This is a genomic window from Segatella salivae F0493 (assembly GCF_000477535.1).
GTDB lineage: Bacteria > Bacteroidota > Bacteroidia > Bacteroidales > Bacteroidaceae > Prevotella > Prevotella salivae.
In genome coordinates this window covers 123,009-143,697 of the sequence record NZ_AWGW01000025.1, presented here as the reverse complement: position 1 = coordinate 143,697, position 20,689 = coordinate 123,009, and the positions used below count along the sequence as shown (strand labels likewise).

Sequence of the window (20,689 nt, the reverse complement as noted above, 5' to 3'; positions counted from 1 at the left end):
AACTAAAAGTTTTCATGATATGGCAAATTTTGTAGTTCTCCATCTGGAGAAAGCAAAGGGGGCAGATACCAAGATGTCTGCCCATATTGAACGCACTTTCATTGCAGGCAACGTGGATGAAAGTCGCATACACCTCGACCGAGAAATGATTGCTTTTCCCGAAGGTGTGAAATCACGATCGGCAGCTATTGAGCATCGAATAGAGAATGCGCACCTCAAGCGCAAAGTGGGAAAGAACCAAGTGCATGCCATCCGCGTGATGCTTTCAGCAAGTCCCGAAGCAATGGAAAGGATACAGCACGAAGGAAGGCTTGACGATTGGTGTGAGCAGTCGGTGAAGTGGATGCAGGATACCTTTGGGATAGAGAATCTGGTCTCTGCTGTTCTACACATGGACGAACAGACTCCTCATATCCATGCAACGGTAGTTCCTATCGTCACCGCTGCACGCAGAAAGAAGAAATCAGAGGACAGCGTGAAGAAGCACTATCGCAAGAAAGCCGAAGGCTCCCGTCTGTGTGCCGATGATGTAATGACACAGGCAAAACTCAAGAACTATCAATCATCGTATGCCGAGGCGATGCAGTCCTTTGGTTTGGAACGTGGTATTGACGGGTCGGAAGCAAGACATATCTCTACTCGTGAGTATTATACCGAGCAATACCGCAAGGCAGAGAATCTCAAGGAGGATATTGTACTTTTGGCAGAGCAGAAGGAGCAAGCAGCAGAAGACCTTTCAAAGGCGAAGTCTGAACTCAAACAAGCTACGTTGAAGAAAGACATCAGCAATGCAGGTTCCCATGTAGCCCGAGCCATTGGTTCTCTTTTCACAAGCAAAGACCAACAGGTAATAGCGGACCTTAACAAACAGCTCTTCGAGAAAAACGCAGTAATCACTACGCTTAAGAATACCATCCGTGAACGTGAAGCTGTGATTGAAACGGAGAGAGAAAACGTGGAATCAGCAGAAAAGGATTTGGAGCAGTTCAAGCGGGATATTGAGAAATGGTATCCTGATACTTGTATGAATGTGGCTTTTGCCAATAGGTGTTCACATACTTATCGGATCAGCGATGAGATCGTCAGACAGTTATTGAATGACAAAAGAGTGGTATGTTCAGGTAAGTTCACGCCAATGGGTGAGAAAGTCCCGTTTGAGTTCGATTCTGCCATATTCTCTTCCCGAAAGGTGAAGCAAGGCTACCGTGAGTTGTTTATCAATGACGTATCCATCGATGATATGATACGGAACAGGCGTAATCAATGGTATCTTGACAGGAAACAGAGAGAAGCCCTTGAACGAGCGCAGAGGACTTCGAGAGGAAGGAGAATGTAAAATATTAGAACGTACAAGCCCAGCCAATCATAAATTTGGTTGGGCTTGTTATATTGTCTATTCTATAATTTCCCAAAATCCGCCATTATCTGGTCCAACACGACGGAGGTACTTATTACGCATATATTCGATATTACGCATGATAGAGGTGGCACTGATTCCTACGGCAGCAGCAAGTTCTATCTTGGTAATATAAGGATTTTCAGCCATTAATTGCAAGATGGTAATACGATTTGACGTTAATTTATCACCATTTTCTAATGCCTTTTCTACTACTTTTTCTATTATTTCTTTTCGCCTATCAGTCACCTTAGTTTGCATATCAGACACCCTGTCAGATACCTTTGACTGGCTATCAGTCACCTTTTCAGATACCTTTAAGTGGTTATCAGTAACGTTATCCTCATTCCCTTTCACAGATTTCTCTTGTACTGACTTAACCTTTGGTACTGTAATTTTCAAAATAAAATCATCAAGATGAAGGGATAAATGTGGTGTACCATTAGCTTCCAATTCCCTGCACACACGATCTACCCCTTCGCCAAACTCCTTTACAAAGTCGTATGCTTTTAAGAATTGAGCAATTTTAGGATTCCGTGAAAAATGGGTATGACGAATATTAGAAGGCTTGACTGTTCCGGGTAATCTACCGGGCGACTCGAATACAAGACGATCGTCAAGCATCTTTATTTGGATTTCCGTACCCTTAATATTGTAGGCGCGGTGACAGCAAGCGTTGACAACCATTTCTTGAATAACAAACTTTGGATAATCTCTGTTGGTTACAAACTGCCCATGCTGTCCTAGGAAAGTGTGTTCCTCCACTTGGGTTTCAAGATAAGCTATCGTGGCCTTCACCTGATCAAGTATGGTTCCTTCAAAGGTTACGTCCTTAATCACGTTCATTTCTGCACCCACTCTCTCTTCTGTACCTTTATAACGGATAAAGCGAGTACGCCCACGAGGAAAGAATTTTTGAGGATATTTACCAAACAACAGAATACAAGCTACACTAACCTGCTCCTCTCCCTTTGCATTGGTAGTTATGAAGTTATTATTCTCATGTAGATATTGCTTGGCAGACTTGGCATAACCAATCAATTCTGTATATCTTTCGACAGCGGTCATATCAATATCATCTACCGTAGCACCATACACAGCCGTATCCTCATAGTAGCGCTCTCCCTTATCGTACATCAATTGTATGCGTTCTTCAAAAGACAATTTTCTACTTTTATCGCCAACACGCATATAGGCTTCGTCTGCCTGATTAGCATGTAGTTCAGAACTTGCAGGAATATGCATCAATAAAATATGATTTTCGTTTCCATCTTTATCCGTGCATGGTAACAAGTCGCTGGTAATAGACACAGAAGGATTACAGAAATCCAAAGGAACACGAAGCAACTCATTCAACTTTTCCGCATGCTGGTCAACTCCTTCTGTCTTCCTTGTCTTGTCAGACACACCGATAGCAATAGCACCACCGTCAGCATTAGCAAACGCCACAATGGTAATAGCCAATGCTTTCGGATCAACTTGAATGCTTTTGCAATCAAAAGTCTGGTCTTCCTTGCGAGTTGTTATTTCTTGTATGGTCATATTATTCGATTGTTAGATGCTTTAAGAAATAATTTTAGTAGATTATACTAAACGAGAAATGAGATTTTGATAAAGATCTATTATATATCATTATATTATGGTACTTTTACAGATTCTCTACAGTTCTAAGTTATTTAATTTCATATATTTAAATTTTTGTACTTCCGTCTTATCCTGCATTATATTTAACAAAATTTCATCTCTATTTATCTTTGTTTCTCCACACATATCTTTCCTTGCCAATAACATAACATCCAAGAAACTATCAACTTGTTTATAGATATTCTCTTCAGTAAGAGAACTTAAATAACTATTTAATGCAAAAACAACCTCGTCTGTCCCATACATAATCAACTCCTTTTTTGCTTCAAGAAGTCTATTACGCATTTCTCTATTATTAACAGTCTTGTTATCCTTCGCATTTTTAAACATATCATAAAAGAAATCATAAAGTTTCTCATAAGCAGAGTATCTTTTTTCAGATAATTGCCCCTCCATGATTTTTATTCTTTCTGTTTTACGATGAAGTAAAGCACCTAAGTAGGCACACAGCAAAGTAACTACTATACTTATAAAACCTAATATAACATTCACGTCCATTCCGATAGTTTTATATTACTCTAATTGTTTTCTATACACAGAATCTAAAGTGTTTCCATCTTTATCTTTCCAAACAAGCCAACCATTATTACTACTCCCTATACAGAAATCAGCAGCAGTACTCGGGCTATTAAAAGTTGTATCTGAACTCAATTCTAATTTCCCTTTAGAAGAGTGCGTATATTCGCTCAACATCTTTTCACGTTTATTTTTCCATTTAAAGGAAGGAGAAGAAGAACTCACTATCGTGCTTCCTTTCAGCACAGTAAAGCCTTTACTATGATAAAAACCTTTTGCATCACAACCACGTCCCTTTGTAAAGAAAAGATGTTCTTCTTTTGGTTTGGCAATATCAAATATACCACAACCAATGAAAGATGTGAGAAATTTTACATCCTCGAAAAATTCGTCCATATCATCCTTACGATATTCCGGAAGATTAGGTGCTTTAGACGTTTGCTTATTTTCATTTAATACGAAAGAATTTGAAACTTTCGCTTCCGCTATCGCTTTATGCTCTAAGTATTGCACATCGGCTTTAGTCATTGCTGCATCTTTAGAAATAAAAAGCAAGGCTTTTTGCCAAAAAGCTTTTTTGCTCTCATGGTCTCTCACTCGTTCACGAAAGTTTTCAGTCTCTCCAATATATGCTTTCGGTTTCGTCTCTTCGTCTTCACCCAATAGAATGTAAAAAGCTGGTGTCTGTAACTCGTATCGCTCATTCAAGATTGAAAGATGTGAGCGAGGAATTACATACATTTGACAAATCTTATTACTGATAAAAACATACTGTGTTCCTTTCGGATCAGCATCTAATAAATATGTTGTTACAGTTTTTCCCATAGAAATAATTAAAAAAATAATTTGTTAAGCAAAAATATTACTTTCTAATTCCGTATATATTTTAGTATCCTGTGTTATCAGAGGGGACATTGTAAATTTTAGAAAAGAAGCAGTGTCATTTCCACATTGAGTAAGTGATAATATACGCTTAAGATCCGTATATATTTGTCCACTTGCTGATTTTATATCATCTTTGGGGTTTCCACGGCTAATACTTCGATCAATCTCTGTCTTTTTAGCAGTTAAACATTCTTCTATTTTATCTCTTTTTCCCTGCACTATACATAATTTAGTTATTATTTCATCATCAAGAAGATAACATTCAATATGGCGCTTGGCTAATACCTTAATACCTCTATCGTGAAGGCTGCTTACTTCTTCTTCACTCTTGTCATCGCGGTCTACTAACTTTATTATATTTGAATGTTCTAGAACACGAGAAATAATCTGCATGCTAATATTGCTTTCATCTTCAATCTCAGAACACGAACCAATAGAAACAAAAGACGTCCCAGGATATTTTGCAGAAAAGATTTTAGTATAGATATCGGCATCAAAATTTTTGCGAGAAGCTCCATTTACAGAACCTTCACAAAACACAACTCTTTCTGGAGCAATTAACTTTGAAAAATCTCCAAATGCTAGTTCTAAAAACTTATTCCAAATAGTAGAGTCTATAGTTGAAGGTTTTATTATCACTGGTACATCAAAATCTATATCCGTGAAATTAAGGAAACATACAGTGTTAGGGTGTTGCTCTTCAATCTTCTTTGCTTCCTTCAGCATACCGATAGAGTGAGTTGTAAGCCAAAGTTGCCCGTTATCAGGAACCAAATTATACATTTCAGCTATTAGCTTGGATTGCAAAGCTGTATGCATATGAGTTTCAGGTTCATCTATGCAATAAATTGTATTATTTAAATAAACAGACTTGATAATCATATCCAAAAGTAAATCAAAGGCTGATTTTTCTCCTGCCGATAGATTTCTATAATGGAAGTTTTCTGACTCCCCCTTTGTGAAATAAAAGCAACCATTTACTAATGGGTCACCTATGCTGGATAGTTTTAAATCATCAAAAACGTGACTTAAAGAAGTCTGTATTTTACCAATTAGCTCTTCCCTTAAATCTTTGACAGATTTATCATTATTTTGATTGTCAAAAAGACTTGATAAAGTACTAGAAATTAATCTTTGATAATTTTCAGATACGACTGTATCCGTTTGCATTAAAGAATTATATTTAGTAACTTCTTTAGGGTCATTTTGCCTTGAAAGACTAGATGTTGTAAAATCTGGTTCATTTCTATGTGCAGTTCTAAAATAAAAACGACCATGGATTTCATTACTACTATTAAGATTTGTGTCATAGGTAGAAAGAGTAACTAAATCTCGAAACCAGCTACTGCCTGCTTCGTTTTTATTTGCGACTTTTATATAATAGTCTTTTTCCCAAAGAGTATTGAACCCATAATATCTATACCAATAGTAAAGACCTTCAAAAACGGAAGTCTTCCCACAGCCGTTAGGACCTACAAGTATAACAAGTTTTGCAGTTTCAGGTAGTTCCGTAATTGTTAAATCTGTAAAACGCTTAAATTTATTTAGTTTTATTTCCTTAATCTTCATATATTCCTAAAAAATTAAAATTTTATAATAAAATGACAACTAACATATAGAGTTAACGTGGATATCCATAGATGTAATAATATTTGGCAGTTCTATTTTATCCACAACAAATCATCAACTCTCACTCCCAATATCTTTGCCAACTGGATGAACATTTCAACATTGGGCTGAGCAACATTTGTAACCCACTTTGATATAACGGCAGGGTCTTTGTCAAGGATTTCTGCCAGTTGTTTATTTGTCATACCTTTTTCGGCAAGTACCACCTTTAGGCGATTGATTTTCTTCCGTTCCATGCTTATGTAACTTGATTACGCTATAAAGTTATTCATTATTTCTTAAAGCACATGCTTTTTCAAGCAAAAAACTGTCTTATTCAATCAAAAAAATGTTTTTCAATTCATTTTTCATCTTAAATGTTCAATTCTGGCAAACTATTGATTGCCTCCGACTTCAACTTATCCACCGCCCGAGTGTATTTCTCGGTATGTTTCAATCCGCTATGCCCCAATAGGCTGGCAACGGTCTTGATGTTGGCACCATTATTCAGAATATTCACAGCAAAACTGTGGCGAGCACAATGCCAACTAATGTGTTTATTGATACCTGCACGCTTTATCCATCGTTTCACAGATTTGCTGCAACTCTCATACGAGGGGAGGTTGAAGATAGAAGAATTTAAATCTTCAGGAGCTTCGCCAATTAAAGAGAGTAAGCCGTCATTGAGAGGAATAATAACACCACTATGTGCAGAATGTCCTTTGGTCTTATTCTGTTCAAACTTCAGTAGGCGATTGGTATAATCTACATTCTTATAGGTAAGGTCTTTTACATCACAGAAGCGCAGACCACAATACAGACAAAGGATAAAGGCTCGCCTGACATTGGGATTTTCATTATCATAATGGCATTGAATCAGTGATTGAATCTCATCCATTGACAACACATCTTTGCGTAAAATCTGCTCATCCACCTTGCACACTACTCCCTTACAAGGGTCTTTCAACATCACTTCGTGATCGATGGCATAACGAACAACTTTCTTGAAACGCTGATAGATACTCTTTGCTCCTTCGCCGACACTTCTCGATTGTAGGTATTCAACAAATTGTTCCATCATATCCTTGGTTATCAAGTCGGGCTTAATGCCAAACTCATAAACTGGATATTGCTCTTTCAGAAAATCTTTAAAACGATTCAAGGCTATCTTTATCATCCGCAAGTCTTTCTTCGTATAACTGTCTATGTAAGCCTGATAATAGTCCAAGAAATTGACATTTCTGTCTTTCTTCAGGCGATAACCAAGCATACTCTCCTTAAACTGTTGTTCCCGCTCTGCACGAATTTTGGCAGCCAATTTAAGTGTTTCCTTGTTCTGTTGTCGTTCCGCTGGAGTACGAGGCTTAGCTATCAAGTACAACTGCAAATTTTCTTTTCGCCTGTTGTGCTTAATATGTACTTTTGGCTTGCCCATCATCTTGCCTGTTTCGTACAAAACGGGCTTGCCGTTTTCGTCTAAAACCGGTGTTTCTTCTCTACCGAGATAATACTCCAGATAAAGACTTATCCGACCATCAGATAGCACATTTTGCTCCAATTTCGGGTTTTCTTTTGCTTTATTTTCTAATTTTGCCATAATTGATAGTTATGTACCTAAATGTGTATCAAACCGAGTAAAATCATTAACTCGTTTATTTTCAGATGTTTTCTTATTTTGCAAAGATACTAAAAAGTTCCGAATGCCAAAGTGTACTAAAAGTGTACTATCTAACTAAAAACAGGTAAAAATGGGCAAAGTAGCCAAATATAAGAAAATTATAAATAGCTGATTATCAATATAATATATTCTTTTCATTTCTCTTGTTTTACCCACTCTGTACCGGGTCTGGGTACAAAGGAAAAGCTGAGCGGATGATTATTCATTGCTTGGCTTTTCCTTTTTTATTGACTTCCTCGTTAAATCAAATTGATTCTTACTTTGTTGAACTTCTATCGTTAAAGTGGGAGAGATATTGAGTTGTTTCAATGTGTTTGGAAGGATGCTCTCTTGGATTTTGTCTGATGAATTGTGAAGAATTGGGATTTATTATCATATGAAGTTGAAGAAGATGAAACTGCTTTCAGAATGAGACTATTAACAGATTGCGCAAAGGAAATACACGGACTACGACATAGACTCAAATCATCCGCAAAGTAGTATATATCACTTTGTGTTGCAAACAGCGTCACTTTACGTGATAAACTGCGTCATTTCATGGCATAAAATACGGCAAATCATCGTGTAACTAATAGCTGAAAATGAAGAAATGTTGAGGTTGATGTAAACTAACTGATAATGAGAGGGAAAAGAAATAGATTTGCATAATACTGCTCTATTTGTAAAGGGCAGAAATATGCAGATTTAGGCAGAGGTTCAGTTACCAGAGTGTTACCTTGTTTTGATGTAGGTAACGATGGTGCAGTATTCGGTAACTGAATTATTTTCGCTCGTGTGGCTGTTGCTTTGGTCGGCAGTTTTCTGCGTATGTGAGGAACGCTTTAATTCGGGTAATTTTACCCACAAATATTAAAGCGTATGAAAACAGAGAAAATGAAGGTGTTGCTCTACCTTAAAAAGAGCGGTCTGGACAAGTCGGGGAGAGCTCCGATTATGGGGCGTATTACCATTGAGCGTTCCATTGCTCAGTTTAGTTGTAAACTCTCCTGCAATCCTGACTTATGGAATTCACGTGAGAGCAGGATGGACGGCAAGAGCCGTGAGGCGGTGGAAATTAACGGCAAGTTGGAGAACCTGTTGCTTTCCATTCAATCTGCCTATCAGTCGTTGATTGCCAAAGGACAGCCATTTGATGCAACCGATGTAAAGGAACTGTTTCAAGGCAGCGTACAGGCAAGATGCAGGCTCATCGAAAGGTTGGATATGCTCATCAAGGAGAAAGAAAGCCATATCGGTATAGACATCAAGGAAGAGTCTATGTCCGCCTATCATTCCACTCGGAAACGATTACAGGAGTTCATTCAGAAGAAATACCATGTTTCGGACTTGGCTTTCTCACTGTTGACAGAAAACTTTATCTACGAATTACAAGCATTTTGTCTTGGCGAACTCGGTCATCAGCAAAGCACATTTTTCAGAGTTGCAGCAGATTTGAAGACTGTCTGCAGGTTGGCTTATCGTGAGGGGTTGGCTGATACGCTTCTGTTTGATAAAGTCCATATAGAACGAGGAGACAAGAAAACACCCAAGGCACTTGACAAAGAGGCATTGGACAAGTTGAAGGCAATCTGCTTTGATGAGTTAGAAGAGGCAATGGAAACAGTTCGTGATGTGTTTCTCTTTGCCTGTTATACCGGTGCAGCCTATTGCGATTTGATGGAGCTAAGCAAGAAGCATCTTGTCCGTGCTGATGCAGGCAGTTTGTGGTTGAAGTTCAACCGGCAGAAGACGGGTGTGCTTTGTCGTATCAAGCTGTTGCCGGAAGCTGTTCGGTTAATAGAGAAGATGCACAGCGATGAAAGGGAAACACTGCTGCCTTTCATCAAATATCCCACTTATCAGTCCTGTCTTAAAGCCTTGCGATTACGGGCAGGTATTTCTTTTCCATTTACATCGCATACTGCAAGACATACCTTTGCCACGCTTATCACCTTGGAGCAGGGCGTTCCTATTGAAACAGTCAGTAAGATGCTTGGACATACGAACGTAAGTATGACCGAACGTTATGCAAAGGTAACACCGCAGAAACTCTTTGAGGAGTTTAACCGTTTCCTTTCTTTCACAGAAGATATGCAGTTGGTGATTTGACCAATTGCTTTCATTCGACATCGTTTTGGATAAAAATATACATACAAAACCATCAAGACAATGAGGAGTACATTCAAGATATTGTTCTATATCAACAGACAGAAGACAAAGTCAGACGGAAGGACTACCATTCTCTGCCGTATTACCATAGATGGGAAGAGTTCCGCTATAACCACAGGAGAGGAATGTCCGCTGGCAGAGTGGAACGCCAAACAAGGACAGGCTACCGACAAAAGAATAAACAAAAGGCTTGCAGAGTTCAAAGAACTTGTAGAAAAGACTTATCAGGATTTACTGACGAGGGGCGGAGTGGTCAGCGTGGAGCTAATCAAGAACTGCTTGCAGGGCATTGCCACCCATCCGACAACGCTGCTTGCCATGAGCAGGGTAGAACTGCAATCCGTCAAAGAATGCGTGGGGAAGTCAAAGACGGAGAGAACTTATCAGAACCTGTATTACTCTGCCAAGATGCTCACGGAGTTTGTCAAGGACAGAGGAAACGAGGATATACCCATTACTGTCATTACGGAAGATCTGTTTGAAGAATATCGTTTCTTTCTTAAAAAGCAAGAGCTGGCAGCTGCAACCATCAACCGCTATCTTTGCTGGCTAAGCAGGTTGATGTACCGTGCGGTCAGCCAAAGGCTTATTCGTTGTAATCCCTTTGAAAATGCCAAGTACGAGAAAACGGAGCAGAAGATACGCTTTCTGCAAAAGAAGGATGTGACCAAACTCATGACTTTGAAAGTAAACGACAAGGAGGCAGAACAGGCAAGGCTGATGTTCGTCTTCGCTTGCTTTACCGGCTTGGCTATTGCCGACATGGAGCATCTGCAATATGGACATATCCAAACGGCAGTGGGCGGACAGAAGTACATCCGTAAGGAACGGCAGAAGACAAAGATGGAGTTTGTCGTGCCCTTACATCCGATAGCGGAAGCCATCATCGAACATTGCAAGGCTGAACTGGAAAGAAATGGAGGAATAATGCAATCGGTGAAAGAAAAAGGTGAAACTGAAACAAGGACAGATAACCTTGTCTTTCCCTGTGATTGCAGCCGAAGCGTAATGAGTGCAAAGCTAAGCATTGTGGGCAAAGCTTGCGGCATTAGAGAGCGGTTATCCTACCATATGGCGCGACATACGTTCGGCACGATGAGTCTGAGTGCTGGCATTCCCATAGAGAGCATTGCCAAGATGATGGGACACGCATCTATCGCCAGCACACAAATCTATGCGCAAGTAACCGATAATAAGATTTCGGAGGATATGGACAGATTGATAAGGAAACATCAAAAGGAGAAAGTAAAGGAGGGAGCGATATGAACGTCAATCATCATCAAGCAAAAAGAAACCGCAGCTATTTTGAATGGAGCGACAAGATGCAAATCGTTCGCAAGGGAAATGGCGATATAGTCATGACGGAGAGTAAACTCGTAGATTTCTTCGGTGTAACATGGAAGAAACTCAATTATCACCTGCAACTGCTTCTGAAAACATCTCATCTGCACCCTGACGAAAGGGATGCAGGTGAGGAAGAAATTTTTGTGAACGGAAGACCAAAAGGCTATGCGCGAGAGTATAAAAAGAAAGAGGTTATCCTAAAAACCGGACAACCTCTTTTATGAATTTTCATTTGTGGTGCCACCATGAATCGTAATCTCTTCCCAAGTAGCTCAATATCATTACTTTTCAGAATCACCCTAACAGTATTCTCCTCTTATTGCTCTACCGTCAGACTTCTGCGTTTTGCACATCGTGGAAGCAGATGATTTCTTGATACAAATTTAAAAAATTATTTTGAACTAGTGCCATCATTGTCTTTCAATTTTTTGATTTCCCTATCAAAATCGCTTTCAAGCAAATCCATTTCGCGTTTGCGATAGATGGCAAACTCCTTTTCTGCTTTTTCAATCGCCTGTTTATGCGAAATGTTTCCCTTGCCAATCAAAACCTTCCGTTTATGAGCAATAATCTGGTTATCCAATGCTTCTATCCAATCTTTCATTGTCATGGGATTCATTTCCAATGCTTGGAACTCTGCAAAATCCAAGAACCCGGAAACAAGCAGATTCAAACGTTGGAGTTCAATCTCAGACAGGTAGTTTTTAGCGATTTTCACATCGTCCTTAGTTACATAGTAACCTTTGAAGTTTGTCATGCCGACAAACGGCTTTTCATTGTCCACCCGATTGTAGATAACTTCCGCGGCCGTATTCTCATGAACTGCATAGTGCAACTTGTTTTGCACGGTAGCAAAGAACATCTTTGTCATCTCGTCACGAGAATCATAGTCTGTGGCTGTGGCGTAAATATCTGTAATTTGTTGGTAGAAGTTGCGCTCACTGCTACGAATATCCCTAATACGTTGCAATAATTCACGGAAGTAGCGGTTGCCTCCTTGTTTCAACCGCTCATCGTCCATAGTGAATCCCTTTTGAATGTATTCGTGAAGCCGCTGTGTTGCCCAGCGGCGGAAACGAGTAGCCACTTGCGATTGAATACGATAGCCAAGGGCAATTATCATATCAAGATTATAGTGGTCAATGTTACGTTTTACCTGACGATTTCCCTCTTGTCGAACTAACAAGAATTTCTTGTTAGTTGCTTCTATGGCAAGTTCTCCGTCCTTATATATATTGTCCACATGTTGGCTAATGTTTTGTTGTGTAGTGCAATAAATTTCCGCCAACTGATTCTGTGTAAGCCACAGATCTTTATCAGCAAAACGTACCGATACACGAGTTATTTCGTTATCGTCCTGATAGAGTATTATCTTATTCTCATCGATCATAGTTAATGATTATCTTTTTTCTTTGAATTTGATCGGTAAAGGCTATCGGTGATTACTCCTCTAAATATATCTTCATTAAGAAATTCCAAGACGCGATTCAAATCTGCAACATTATTAGTTAGTAATACTAATTCATTGTTTTCGTTGATTTGTGCGTTTACTCCATATTTCCTTAAAAGACTAGTTCTTGTTCGAGATGCCTTTCTCATAAAAGTTGCAATATTATCTGTATTGGATAATAATTTTATAAGTCGACGAGTCTTTATATTCGCAATATGTTTTATGTTTTCTGTACTTACATTGATGCCTTCTATCTCTCCAAAGGATTCAATTTCAGTATTTGTGGCTTCGGTGATGAAATCTATTAATGAGAATATCTGATTTGCAATTGTATAATTCTGGAAATACAACTTCCCATCCTCGTATATAGCATGAACTTTATCCTCAACAATAAAAGCTGTGTTATTCATTTTAGTAAATACGTTCCCATGCTCAAACTGTAAGACCATTTTACGTTGTAACATATTCTTCTTGTTAAAAACCTGAAAATAAATTTTCCCGTCATTGTAATAAAATATACTTTTAGGTATGTCCTCATTTATATTATATTCAGACATGTCAGCTTGATTATCTGGTATATGAATAAAATCTTCTGGTAAGTTATAATTGACATACGTAATATTTTCTCCATTTCGGCTTAAGATATTACCATCAAATACATCCTCTTCTATACCTTCAGGTTTTAATATAGCACCTCCGTTTATAAAGAGATTTCTAACATCGGTTACAATCTCTTCTTTTAGAGATATATACTTTACAGTATTGTCGTGCATCAATGCGTAAAATTGACTCATAATTATTTGTCATTAATGATTAGACCCATATAATCTGTCAACTCAACAAACGTTTTGATTTCATTCTTATTTCTAATACATTTTTGGGAAATAAGAATATATGTATTTTCTTCCGTTTTTACCTCATAATAACGATATCCCCATATTGAACACAGTAAATTATAGTTATTGTTATTATAACTTGCAATTGCAATAAAACAACATTGAAGTATTATACACACAAATAATACCATAAAATCAAGTCTGTCAGCAAATATAGTCAGCCAAGGAATTATTGATGATATTACCTGCTCAGCACTGTTTTGAGACAGATTTGAATAAAACTGTGCCTTAATCGTTTTTCCTTTCCCACATTTACAAGATTTTTTGCGAAGGAATATCTTAATGCCAATAAGGCATATTAGCATAAATGCAAAACTTATATTTATGCTCCACCATTCAAAACTATTAGGGATTATGTTATTTTCTAGCAGCTTATTCCAATATTGAAAATAATTCTTACTATCCTTTATGATGCCAATTAATCCAAGTGACAAGAATACTGGTGCCGTTACCGTAGCTGTAAACAAAAATTTAGAAACAAAACTTACCATGTTGTATCGCCAGTTATTTAAAAGATGAAAATAATTTATTTATCTCCTCTTCTGTTTCAAATATGGGTGTTGCTCCATACTCACCATTGAGGTAACTATTTTGGAGCATCTTATCAAAACGCACATTATACGAACCATCCATCCTTCCAAATGAACTAATTCCTTTATTATTTTTTTTCATCAACCATATTTCATCCCTTCTGAATATTTTTTGACTCATTAAGGAACTCTCATGAGTGGTAAAAATGAGTTGACTGAACACATCTTTTGAATACTTATAAAACAATATAATTATTTGCTGAATAAGTGAAGGATGTAAACTACGTTCCATTTCATCAACAACAAAAACTTTTCCCCCTTGAATCAAATCCAAGATAAGTGGAATATAATCAAATAAACGTTTTGTACCATCACTCTCATCGCCAAGAGAGAAAAATTCTACATCTGTATCATCGATTTTTTTATGAACGGTCATTAATTTTTTGGCTTTAATTTCGCCATTAATCAAGTTGATTAAATACAAATTATCATCAAAATGCAATGCTCCAAAAGCCTCGTCGGTATTGGATTTTGACAAATCTGTTTTTATTGCACGTTGTAAATCCTGAGAAATTCCAAGTTTTTCAAATTGTACTTCAATTAATTTTACGCCATCAACTCCTGTATTGAAGTACCTTAAAAGTGCCCCGAAACCGCGTTTGAGGTCATCATCATCCGCCGCTTTAAGTAGCACACCCTGCTTGTACGGTGTATCAGGAAATATAATTTTTAGAGAGTTTACAAACCAGTTAATAACAATATCCAAATCTTCAATATTTGATACATTCTCATGAATGTTACGACTCATAACCTCATGAAGAAACAATTGCCTTTGTGGCGTTGCCTTTGCTAGGAAAGACAAGAACAGTGATTCTTCTTCTTTGGGATTGAGTTTAAGAAGATATGAAATTTCGAATTTCGATTTTTCTGTTTCCCTTTCAAAAATAACGCTGTCGCTGTTTTTGTTTATTTGTTTTAGCCATTCCGTACTTATCTGCTCTGCATTGTAGCTAAACCCATATTCATACTTTTTGTTACCACAGAGCATACGATAAATAATAGTTGTATCCTTTTTTTTATTTTCGGAACTCAACCGAAAAGGGTAGAAGTCTATTAAGTCACCTGTTCTTGTCCCTCTTAAAACAAGTTTTTTCCCTAAGTCAATTGCTTTGACGAAATTACTTTTTCCGCCAGCATTTGCTCCAAACATTGCAGCAGACTTTAATACCCACTGTCCTTTAATGGGTTCTATCTTATGCTCTTTTTTCAAAGTACCCTTGCTGGGTTGAAGAGAAAAGATTTCCCTGTTTTTAAATGAGAGGAAATTCTCAACTATAAATTGCTGTAACATATACTATCTCATTGATTATACAATAAACTTGTGCAAATATAGAGATAAATTCTCAATAAAACAAAATAATTCGATGCAAATCCAGCTTTTTATGCTATAAAATGAGTTTTTTTCACATTTACTCTTGTTTAAAGAGAAAAAGTTCATATCTTTGCTGCGTCAATTCGAAATTAAGACCCTGGATAATGGACCAGAGAGTTGACAATCTTTATTATGAGTGACTTTTACTACGTAAACAAAATTGCCCAGCCTACGGGGGAACATGAAGTTCATGCATCGAGTTGTAGATATTTGCCATCGGTAGAAAACCGAATTTGTTTAGGTTTCTTTGCAAATGGCAAGGATGCTGTAAGAGAGGCAAAGAAACACTATAGCAATGTTGACGGATGTTTCTTTTGCTGCCCTGAGGCACATACAAGGTAAACACTTGATGGAATGAACGGTGAATGGTATGCAACACCTAAGTGTACCGTAGCGGAAACGGAAGATTACCGCATAGTATTAACTAAAAAAATCAAAAGATGGCTAAGACAATAGAAAAAGGAAGAAGTGCTAAAACGGGGCAATTTGTATCTATCGAATATGCACAAAAGCACCCGAGCACAACTATAGTAGAAAAGGTCAAAGTTGGCCCGACAAAGCACAGGAAGTAATTTTGAAGCTTTAGGATGTGAGGGTGTGCCTATTTTGACACACCCTCATTATATATTCCATATCAACAGGCAGATGATAAAGGCATATGTCGGCCAGATATATCGATGTTCCGTGCAGTCTGCCAAAGGCTCATTCGTTGTAATCCCTTTGAAAATGCCAAGTACGAGAAAACGGAACAGAAGATACGCTTTCTGCAAAAGAACGATGTGGCCAGACTCATGGTTTTGAAAGTAAACGACAAGGAAGCAGAACAGGCAAGGCTGATGTTCATCTTCGCTTGCTTTACAAGTTTAGCTATTGCCGACATGGAATGCCTGCAATATGGACATATCCAAACGGCAGCGGACGGGCAGAAGTATATCCGCAAGGAACGGCAGAAGACAAAGGTGGAGTTTGTCGTACCCCTGCATCCGATAGCCGAAGTCATTATCAAACATTGCAAGGCCGAACAGGAGAGAAACGGAGGAGGGCAATCGGTGAAAGAAGAAGGTAAAACTGAAACAATGACAGATCACCTTGTCTTTCCCTGTGATTGCAGCCGAAGTGTAATGAGTGCAAAGCTAAGCATCGTGGGCAAAGCTTGCGGCATTAGAGAAAGGTTATCCTACCATATGGCAAGGCATACGTTCGGCACGATGAGTCTGAGTGCCGGTATTCCCATTGAGAGCATTGCCAAGATGATGGGACACGCATCTATCGCCAGCACACAAATCTATGCGCAAGTAACTGACAATAAGATTTCAGAGGATATGGACAGGCTGATTAGGAAATATCAAAAGGAGGAAGCGATATGAACGTCAATCATCATCAAGCAAAAAGAGACCGCAGCTATTTTGAATGGAGCGACAATATACAAATCGTTCGCAAGGGAAATGGCGATATAGCCATGACGGAGAGTGAACTCGTAGATTTCTTCGGTGTAACATGGAAGAAACTCAATTATCACCTGCAACTGCTTCTGAAAACATCTCATCTGCACCCTGACGAAAGGAATGCAGGTGAGGAAGAAGTTTTTGTGAACGGATGACCAAAAGGCTATACACTGCTTTATCCGCTTTCAATCATCATTGCCTTGTCTTATCAGTTGGACAGCACGGAAGCCTATCTGTTCAGAAAGTACATTTGCAGGGAAAAATGCCGCCCGGCAAACATCATAACACCGATATTCTTAACCGACAAGACGAATAGCTGAAACATTTCTTTCTCTTTCACCGATATTATCTTACTACATAACTACAAAAAGAGGGAATACGGTGAAAGGAAAAGGTTAAGCATGTAGTCAGGAAGTAGAAATCGCTATTACTACAGTCTGACTACACGCTACCATCTTCTTGCAGGTTTTTCACAGCAAAAACAGAAAACATCGTTTGTTTCTTGTGATTTAACTTTGTCTTCTTACATTACAACTTCATTTTGAGTATCGGAAAAGAGCACCAAGTGTATAGTGCGAACTTTTATTTCAACAACTTCGTTGCTAGTTTGTAAGTAAACAGAACTTTTGAATTAGACAAGTCCCATGTTTGGACTTCGCTTTGAACCAACTCTGCGTGCTTCTTGCTTATATCCCTTAAAGCGTTTCCTACGGATTTCCGAAGATATTCGCTTTGTGTGCCTTGTGCTTAGCAATTAGAGCAATAGCCACCGATGGATTTTCCTTGAAGTATGGGCGACTTGTCCAAATCCTCAATCCCTCCGTTACAGCACGGATTACATTCGGATTATTGTCATTTATCCACTCTTCGATAAGTGGCAAGGACGTTTCATATCCACTGTGTTTGCAGACCTCATCAAAAGCCTTTGCAAGCATTTCCTGCACACGCCAATTTTCGTCGGTGCTTACTTGTTCTTTCAGAAAACGAAGTGCATTATTATTCGTTATTGCCAATCTGCCCAATATCGTTGTCGCCAACATTCGGGCTTGATAGGCTTCGTGCTCAAACAACGTGAGGGCAAGTTCAAAACATTGTCCCTTTGAGTATGCCGAAAATACCTCATCAGCCCCACCAAGAATATGCTGAAAACCGTGTTCGATTTCTAAAATCCTACTTAAAATATTATCTACATTCATACTTAAACAACTGTTTCTTTTTAACAATCGCTGCGACAGGCTTAACCCGTCGCAGCCAAGTAATCAGGAACTGGATATTTTACGGATTTACGTTTCCTCCGCCACCACCTACGGTTTAGGCTTCGCCGTTTTCTTCGCCGGTGCTTCCACACGTTCATAGCTTACACCCGAGAGCGTGAAGTACTTCTTCGAGGGAGATAGGCGGACAATGGGCTTGGTGATGTGGATGTTGGGGTTGAACTCCGTCTTACCCTTCTCCACGATTTTGCTCTGGAAAGATGGCGTGAGCGTACCGATGTCGCCAAACTCTACGATGTCGCCGTTTTCCACATGTAGTTTCGCAATTTCGGCGGCAAGTCGCAGTACGGCTTCCACTTCGGCACCAGTGAATGTCGTTGCGTGTCCCATCTCGTCACAGAAACTGCGATGGTCGATGCGTTTGCGCCCTGTGGGACGTGCCTGAAGCACTTTTTTTCCTGCCATCGCTCCGATGGTTGCCTTGCGCTCGGTGAGCGTGTAGGCTAAAGGTCTGTTTGCCATGGTTTGTTTGGTTTTTAGTTTTGCTCCTCTGTTTTATTGCTTTACAGTCCGTCAAGGCGAGGGGCTTTTCCTTGTCGGCTGGCATGCTTTTAGGCTTTCACGGACAAAGATACAAAAATATGATGTCATTCCCAATAAAATATGACATCATATTTGCGAGAATATGACGTCTGTTTTTTCAGTCTTTCCAAAACCACCAGTTAAGTTTTTCTTCTTCCCGATGCTCTGGCGGCGTCTGTGCAAAATAAACCGCACATCTGAAAGCATACAGCACACAACGGTCTTGCACCACTCTGGCATAGTCGTTGGACAAAGTAAAGAGAACTTCGGGGTCTTTGCCTTTCAAGTCGTCAATGGAGGTTATCCCTATATTCCATAAGTCGGTTGCAAGCGATTTCCCTATTCCGGGTATTATCGTCAGTTCCTTAATGGTCTGCTCTTTGGTCATTGCGTCTGACGAATTACATGACAAGGTTGCCCTCATTGTCAATCTTCCAAAAAGGATTGTAGGCTACCTCGAACACATAGCCGTCCAAATCCTTGAAATAGCCGCTGTAACCGCCCCAGAACACTTTTTGCGCAGGCTTTACAATGGTTGCCCCGAACCGTTCGGCTTCCTGCATCACAGCATTGACTTCTTCCTCCGATGTGGCATTATAGCTGATTGTCATGCCCGAAAAGGATGCCTGCTGATAATTCAGCGTTGTATCTTTTTCCAATTCTTGTAGTGGATATAATCCTAAAACTATCCCACCCAAAGGAAACAATGCGTAGGCTTCTTGACTTTGTTGCGATTTCTTCCAGCCTAAGCCCTCGTAGAAAGCCAATGCCTTTTGAAAGTCTTTTACTCCCAATGTGATTAAAGTGAATTTCTGTCTCATAAGTTATACATTATAAAATTTGCACAAAGTTACTCATTTATAGGGAGGAAGGCAAAGAAAACGGCAAAAAACATCTCTTGCAAATGCTTTATCTCCGATAATTCTCCTTCAAAATTCGCTGTAGGTCAGACAATCGGTAAAGTATCTTCCCTGCAATCTGCGTGTAGGGGATAACCTTTCGGTCGCGATAGTCCTGCAAGGTACGGGGACTGATATACAGCAGCTCGCACACCTCCTTGCCCGTTAGGAAATGTTCTCCACCAAACAACGGTTTGTGGGTTTGTGCTACTTCCTTTATCCTTCTACTTACACTGCTGATAGCGGACAGCACCACCTGCATATCGTCCGCCTCTATGTTCAAGTCTCTTACCTATTCCATAATCTTCCTATTTATCTGTTGATTTTAGTTTTATCCGTTTTTTGATTTCTCTGATTTGATTTGGAGCAATAGCTCCAAATCCTCACGCCTGTAATAGCACTTATGCCCGATTTGGGAGAATGGCAGCACGCCTGTATCACGATAATGCTGCAAGGTACGCTTACTGATGTTAAGCAATTTGCACACATCACCATTGTGCAGCCAGTCCGTGTGCTTGCTCTGTTCCCCGAATGTCTTGTGGCAGGTCTCGGCAAGGCTGAGAATCTCATTCCTGAGCCTTGTCCAATTTGAATCCGTAATGATAAAATATCCCATAGTTTTATTATTGTTTTGTTTGTAATTCTGTCTTATTAGTATTGACAATACCTTTGTCTGTTCTGCGTTTCATCGCACGTTTCTGCCTGCAAAAATATGATGTGTTTGCCATACTTCAAAGCACGAGAGAGCAGCAAGGAAATACAGGGAAAAACAAGGAAAAGACAAAAGGATTGTCGCTCTCTTTCTTTGCCTCCATACTCCATTTTATCATATCCGTTTTATCTGACGCAATGCTATTCGGATTGGAGCAAATAAACACATTCCTTTCTTGCATCGTTTCTATACTTATCCTCTTGTTTGGGGCTTAAATCCATGCTTTCCGACAGTTTCCTACCTGAAATCCGTGAGAAATTCATTGCCAATGTGCGCAACATCATGCAAGCACTCTTTGAATGCTTGGCAC

Annotated in this window: 18 protein-coding genes and 4 pseudogenes; 6 read left to right on the top strand and 16 right to left on the bottom strand. The window is 39.1% G+C overall.

All coding sequences use genetic code 11. The features are described 5' to 3' along the window. The first annotated feature begins 19 nt into the window (after window positions 1-19). Window positions 20-1,336: a MobV family relaxase gene (mobV, locus tag HMPREF9145_RS08275; protein WP_021825776.1), complete on the top strand. Its 1,317-nt coding sequence runs from the start codon at window positions 20-22 to the stop codon at window positions 1,334-1,336. A 57-nt stretch (window positions 1,337-1,393) separates the two neighbouring features. Here the strand turns inward: mobV and HMPREF9145_RS08270 are convergent, their stop codons facing one another. The 6 genes from HMPREF9145_RS08270 to HMPREF9145_RS08245 form a co-directional block, all read right to left on the bottom strand. Then, on the bottom strand, window positions 1,394-2,938 hold the full coding sequence (locus tag HMPREF9145_RS08270) for an RNA-binding domain-containing protein (protein ID WP_021825953.1): 1,545 nt from the start codon (window positions 2,936-2,938) through the stop codon (window positions 1,394-1,396). Between the two features lie 117 nt (window positions 2,939-3,055). Then, on the bottom strand, window positions 3,056-3,538 hold the full coding sequence (locus HMPREF9145_RS08265) for a hypothetical protein (RefSeq protein WP_004354433.1): 483 nt from the start codon (window positions 3,536-3,538) through the stop codon (window positions 3,056-3,058). A 15-nt stretch (window positions 3,539-3,553) separates the two neighbouring features. After that, window positions 3,554-4,381, bottom strand: coding sequence for a GIY-YIG nuclease family protein (locus tag HMPREF9145_RS08260; RefSeq protein WP_021825849.1), 828 nt, complete (start codon window positions 4,379-4,381; stop codon window positions 3,554-3,556). Between the two features lie 24 nt (window positions 4,382-4,405). Then, window positions 4,406-6,010 carry an AAA family ATPase gene (locus HMPREF9145_RS08255; RefSeq protein ID WP_021825772.1) on the bottom strand — a complete coding sequence of 535 codons (1,605 nt, stop codon included), beginning with the start codon at window positions 6,008-6,010 and terminating at the stop codon, window positions 4,406-4,408. Window positions 6,011-6,102: 92 nt separating this feature from the next. Beyond that, on the bottom strand, window positions 6,103-6,306 hold the full coding sequence (locus tag HMPREF9145_RS08250) for a helix-turn-helix transcriptional regulator (RefSeq protein WP_004354390.1): 204 nt from the start codon (window positions 6,304-6,306) through the stop codon (window positions 6,103-6,105). Window positions 6,307-6,422: 116 nt separating this feature from the next. Beyond that, complete coding sequence (locus HMPREF9145_RS08245) at window positions 6,423-7,646, bottom strand: site-specific integrase (RefSeq protein WP_004354475.1); 1,224 nt, start codon at window positions 7,644-7,646, stop codon at window positions 6,423-6,425. A 939-nt stretch (window positions 7,647-8,585) separates the two neighbouring features. On the opposite strand from HMPREF9145_RS08245, the gene HMPREF9145_RS08240 reads away from it, so the two are divergent. From HMPREF9145_RS08240 to HMPREF9145_RS08230, 3 genes and pseudogenes are all read left to right on the top strand, one after another. Further along, window positions 8,586-9,815, top strand: a complete 1,230-nt coding sequence (locus tag HMPREF9145_RS08240) for a site-specific integrase (protein WP_021825828.1) — start codon at window positions 8,586-8,588, stop codon at window positions 9,813-9,815. 60 nt (window positions 9,816-9,875) lie between these two features. After that, the gene (locus HMPREF9145_RS08235) at window positions 9,876-11,141 is read left to right on the top strand and encodes a site-specific integrase (RefSeq protein ID WP_021825955.1); all 1,266 of its coding nucleotides are present in this window, start codon (window positions 9,876-9,878) and stop codon (window positions 11,139-11,141) included. Further along, window positions 11,138-11,398: pseudogene (locus HMPREF9145_RS08230) on the top strand (hypothetical protein); the annotation flags it as partial. The gene HMPREF9145_RS08235 and the pseudogene HMPREF9145_RS08230, both read left to right, overlap by 4 nt. A 212-nt stretch (window positions 11,399-11,610) precedes the next feature. Here the strand turns inward: HMPREF9145_RS08230 and HMPREF9145_RS08225 are convergent. The 4 genes from HMPREF9145_RS08225 to HMPREF9145_RS08210 are packed head-to-tail and all read right to left on the bottom strand — an operon-like array spanning window position 11,611 to window position 15,446. After that, window positions 11,611-12,609: a virulence RhuM family protein gene (locus tag HMPREF9145_RS08225; protein WP_021826017.1), complete on the bottom strand. Its 999-nt coding sequence runs from the start codon at window positions 12,607-12,609 to the stop codon at window positions 11,611-11,613. A gap of 2 nt (window positions 12,610-12,611) precedes the next feature. Next, a complete protein-coding gene (locus HMPREF9145_RS08220) occupies window positions 12,612-13,463 on the bottom strand; it encodes a hypothetical protein (protein WP_021825836.1) in 852 nt (283 codons plus the stop codon). Between the two features lie 2 nt (window positions 13,464-13,465). Continuing rightward, the gene (locus HMPREF9145_RS08215; protein ID WP_021825876.1) at window positions 13,466-14,056 is read right to left on the bottom strand and encodes a hypothetical protein; all 591 of its coding nucleotides are present in this window, start codon (window positions 14,054-14,056) and stop codon (window positions 13,466-13,468) included. A gap of 13 nt (window positions 14,057-14,069) precedes the next feature. Beyond that, complete coding sequence (locus tag HMPREF9145_RS08210) at window positions 14,070-15,446, bottom strand: AAA family ATPase (RefSeq protein ID WP_021825892.1); 1,377 nt, start codon at window positions 15,444-15,446, stop codon at window positions 14,070-14,072. A gap of 758 nt (window positions 15,447-16,204) precedes the next feature. Between HMPREF9145_RS08210 and HMPREF9145_RS08200 the strand changes: the two are divergent. Both HMPREF9145_RS08200 and HMPREF9145_RS08195 read left to right on the top strand, forming a co-directional pair. Beyond that, a pseudogene (locus tag HMPREF9145_RS08200) lies at window positions 16,205-16,894 on the top strand (site-specific integrase); the annotation flags it as partial. Beyond that, window positions 16,891-17,292: pseudogene (locus tag HMPREF9145_RS08195) on the top strand (hypothetical protein). The pseudogenes HMPREF9145_RS08200 and HMPREF9145_RS08195, both read left to right, overlap by 4 nt. A gap of 262 nt (window positions 17,293-17,554) precedes the next feature. Here HMPREF9145_RS08195 and HMPREF9145_RS08190 read toward each other — a convergent pair. From HMPREF9145_RS08190 to HMPREF9145_RS12905, 6 genes and pseudogenes are all read right to left on the bottom strand, one after another. Further along, window positions 17,555-18,168 (bottom strand): annotated as a pseudogene (locus HMPREF9145_RS08190) (DNA alkylation repair protein). 108 nt (window positions 18,169-18,276) lie between these two features. Beyond that, on the bottom strand, window positions 18,277-18,708 hold the full coding sequence (locus HMPREF9145_RS08185) for an HU family DNA-binding protein (RefSeq protein ID WP_021825926.1): 432 nt from the start codon (window positions 18,706-18,708) through the stop codon (window positions 18,277-18,279). A gap of 178 nt (window positions 18,709-18,886) precedes the next feature. Next, a complete protein-coding gene (locus HMPREF9145_RS08180; RefSeq protein ID WP_007574372.1) occupies window positions 18,887-19,156 on the bottom strand; it encodes a helix-hairpin-helix domain-containing protein in 270 nt (89 codons plus the stop codon). A 13-nt stretch (window positions 19,157-19,169) separates the two neighbouring features. Then, a complete protein-coding gene (locus HMPREF9145_RS08175) occupies window positions 19,170-19,589 on the bottom strand; it encodes a VOC family protein (protein ID WP_007574371.1) in 420 nt (139 codons plus the stop codon). Window positions 19,590-19,677: 88 nt separating this feature from the next. Then, window positions 19,678-19,929, bottom strand: a complete 252-nt coding sequence (locus HMPREF9145_RS12910) for a helix-turn-helix domain-containing protein (protein WP_231369784.1) — start codon at window positions 19,927-19,929, stop codon at window positions 19,678-19,680. A 69-nt stretch (window positions 19,930-19,998) separates the two neighbouring features. Continuing rightward, the gene (locus tag HMPREF9145_RS12905; RefSeq protein WP_081697712.1) at window positions 19,999-20,283 is read right to left on the bottom strand and encodes a helix-turn-helix domain-containing protein; all 285 of its coding nucleotides are present in this window, start codon (window positions 20,281-20,283) and stop codon (window positions 19,999-20,001) included. Window positions 20,284-20,689 lie beyond the last annotated feature (406 nt).

Coding starts and splice junctions, on each gene's coding strand:
- HMPREF9145_RS08250 (WP_004354390.1), bottom strand. CDS start 6,306: ATGGAACGGAAGAAAATCAATCGCCTAAAGGTGGTACTTGCCGAAAAA.
- HMPREF9145_RS08225 (WP_021826017.1), bottom strand. CDS start 12,609: ATGATCGATGAGAATAAGATAATACTCTATCAGGACGATAACGAAATA.
- HMPREF9145_RS08260 (WP_021825849.1), bottom strand. CDS start 4,381: ATGGGAAAAACTGTAACAACATATTTATTAGATGCTGATCCGAAAGGA.
- HMPREF9145_RS08265 (WP_004354433.1), bottom strand. CDS start 3,538: ATGGACGTGAATGTTATATTAGGTTTTATAAGTATAGTAGTTACTTTG.
- mobV (WP_021825776.1), top strand. CDS start 20: ATGGCAAATTTTGTAGTTCTCCATCTGGAGAAAGCAAAGGGGGCAGAT.
- HMPREF9145_RS08220 (WP_021825836.1), bottom strand. CDS start 13,463: ATGAGTCAATTTTACGCATTGATGCACGACAATACTGTAAAGTATATA.
- HMPREF9145_RS08175 (WP_007574371.1), bottom strand. CDS start 19,589: ATGAGACAGAAATTCACTTTAATCACATTGGGAGTAAAAGACTTTCAA.
- HMPREF9145_RS08270 (WP_021825953.1), bottom strand. CDS start 2,938: ATGACCATACAAGAAATAACAACTCGCAAGGAAGACCAGACTTTTGAT.
- HMPREF9145_RS08215 (WP_021825876.1), bottom strand. CDS start 14,056: ATGGTAAGTTTTGTTTCTAAATTTTTGTTTACAGCTACGGTAACGGCA.
- HMPREF9145_RS08245 (WP_004354475.1), bottom strand. CDS start 7,646: ATGGCAAAATTAGAAAATAAAGCAAAAGAAAACCCGAAATTGGAGCAA.
- HMPREF9145_RS12905 (WP_081697712.1), bottom strand. CDS start 20,283: ATGGGATATTTTATCATTACGGATTCAAATTGGACAAGGCTCAGGAAT.
- HMPREF9145_RS12910 (WP_231369784.1), bottom strand. CDS start 19,929: ATGCAGGTGGTGCTGTCCGCTATCAGCAGTGTAAGTAGAAGGATAAAG.
- HMPREF9145_RS08235 (WP_021825955.1), top strand. CDS start 9,876: ATGAGGAGTACATTCAAGATATTGTTCTATATCAACAGACAGAAGACA.
- HMPREF9145_RS08185 (WP_021825926.1), bottom strand. CDS start 18,708: ATGGCAAACAGACCTTTAGCCTACACGCTCACCGAGCGCAAGGCAACC.
- HMPREF9145_RS08180 (WP_007574372.1), bottom strand. CDS start 19,156: ATGACCAAAGAGCAGACCATTAAGGAACTGACGATAATACCCGGAATA.
- HMPREF9145_RS08210 (WP_021825892.1), bottom strand. CDS start 15,446: ATGTTACAGCAATTTATAGTTGAGAATTTCCTCTCATTTAAAAACAGG.
- HMPREF9145_RS08240 (WP_021825828.1), top strand. CDS start 8,586: ATGAAAACAGAGAAAATGAAGGTGTTGCTCTACCTTAAAAAGAGCGGT.
- HMPREF9145_RS08255 (WP_021825772.1), bottom strand. CDS start 6,010: ATGAAGATTAAGGAAATAAAACTAAATAAATTTAAGCGTTTTACAGAT.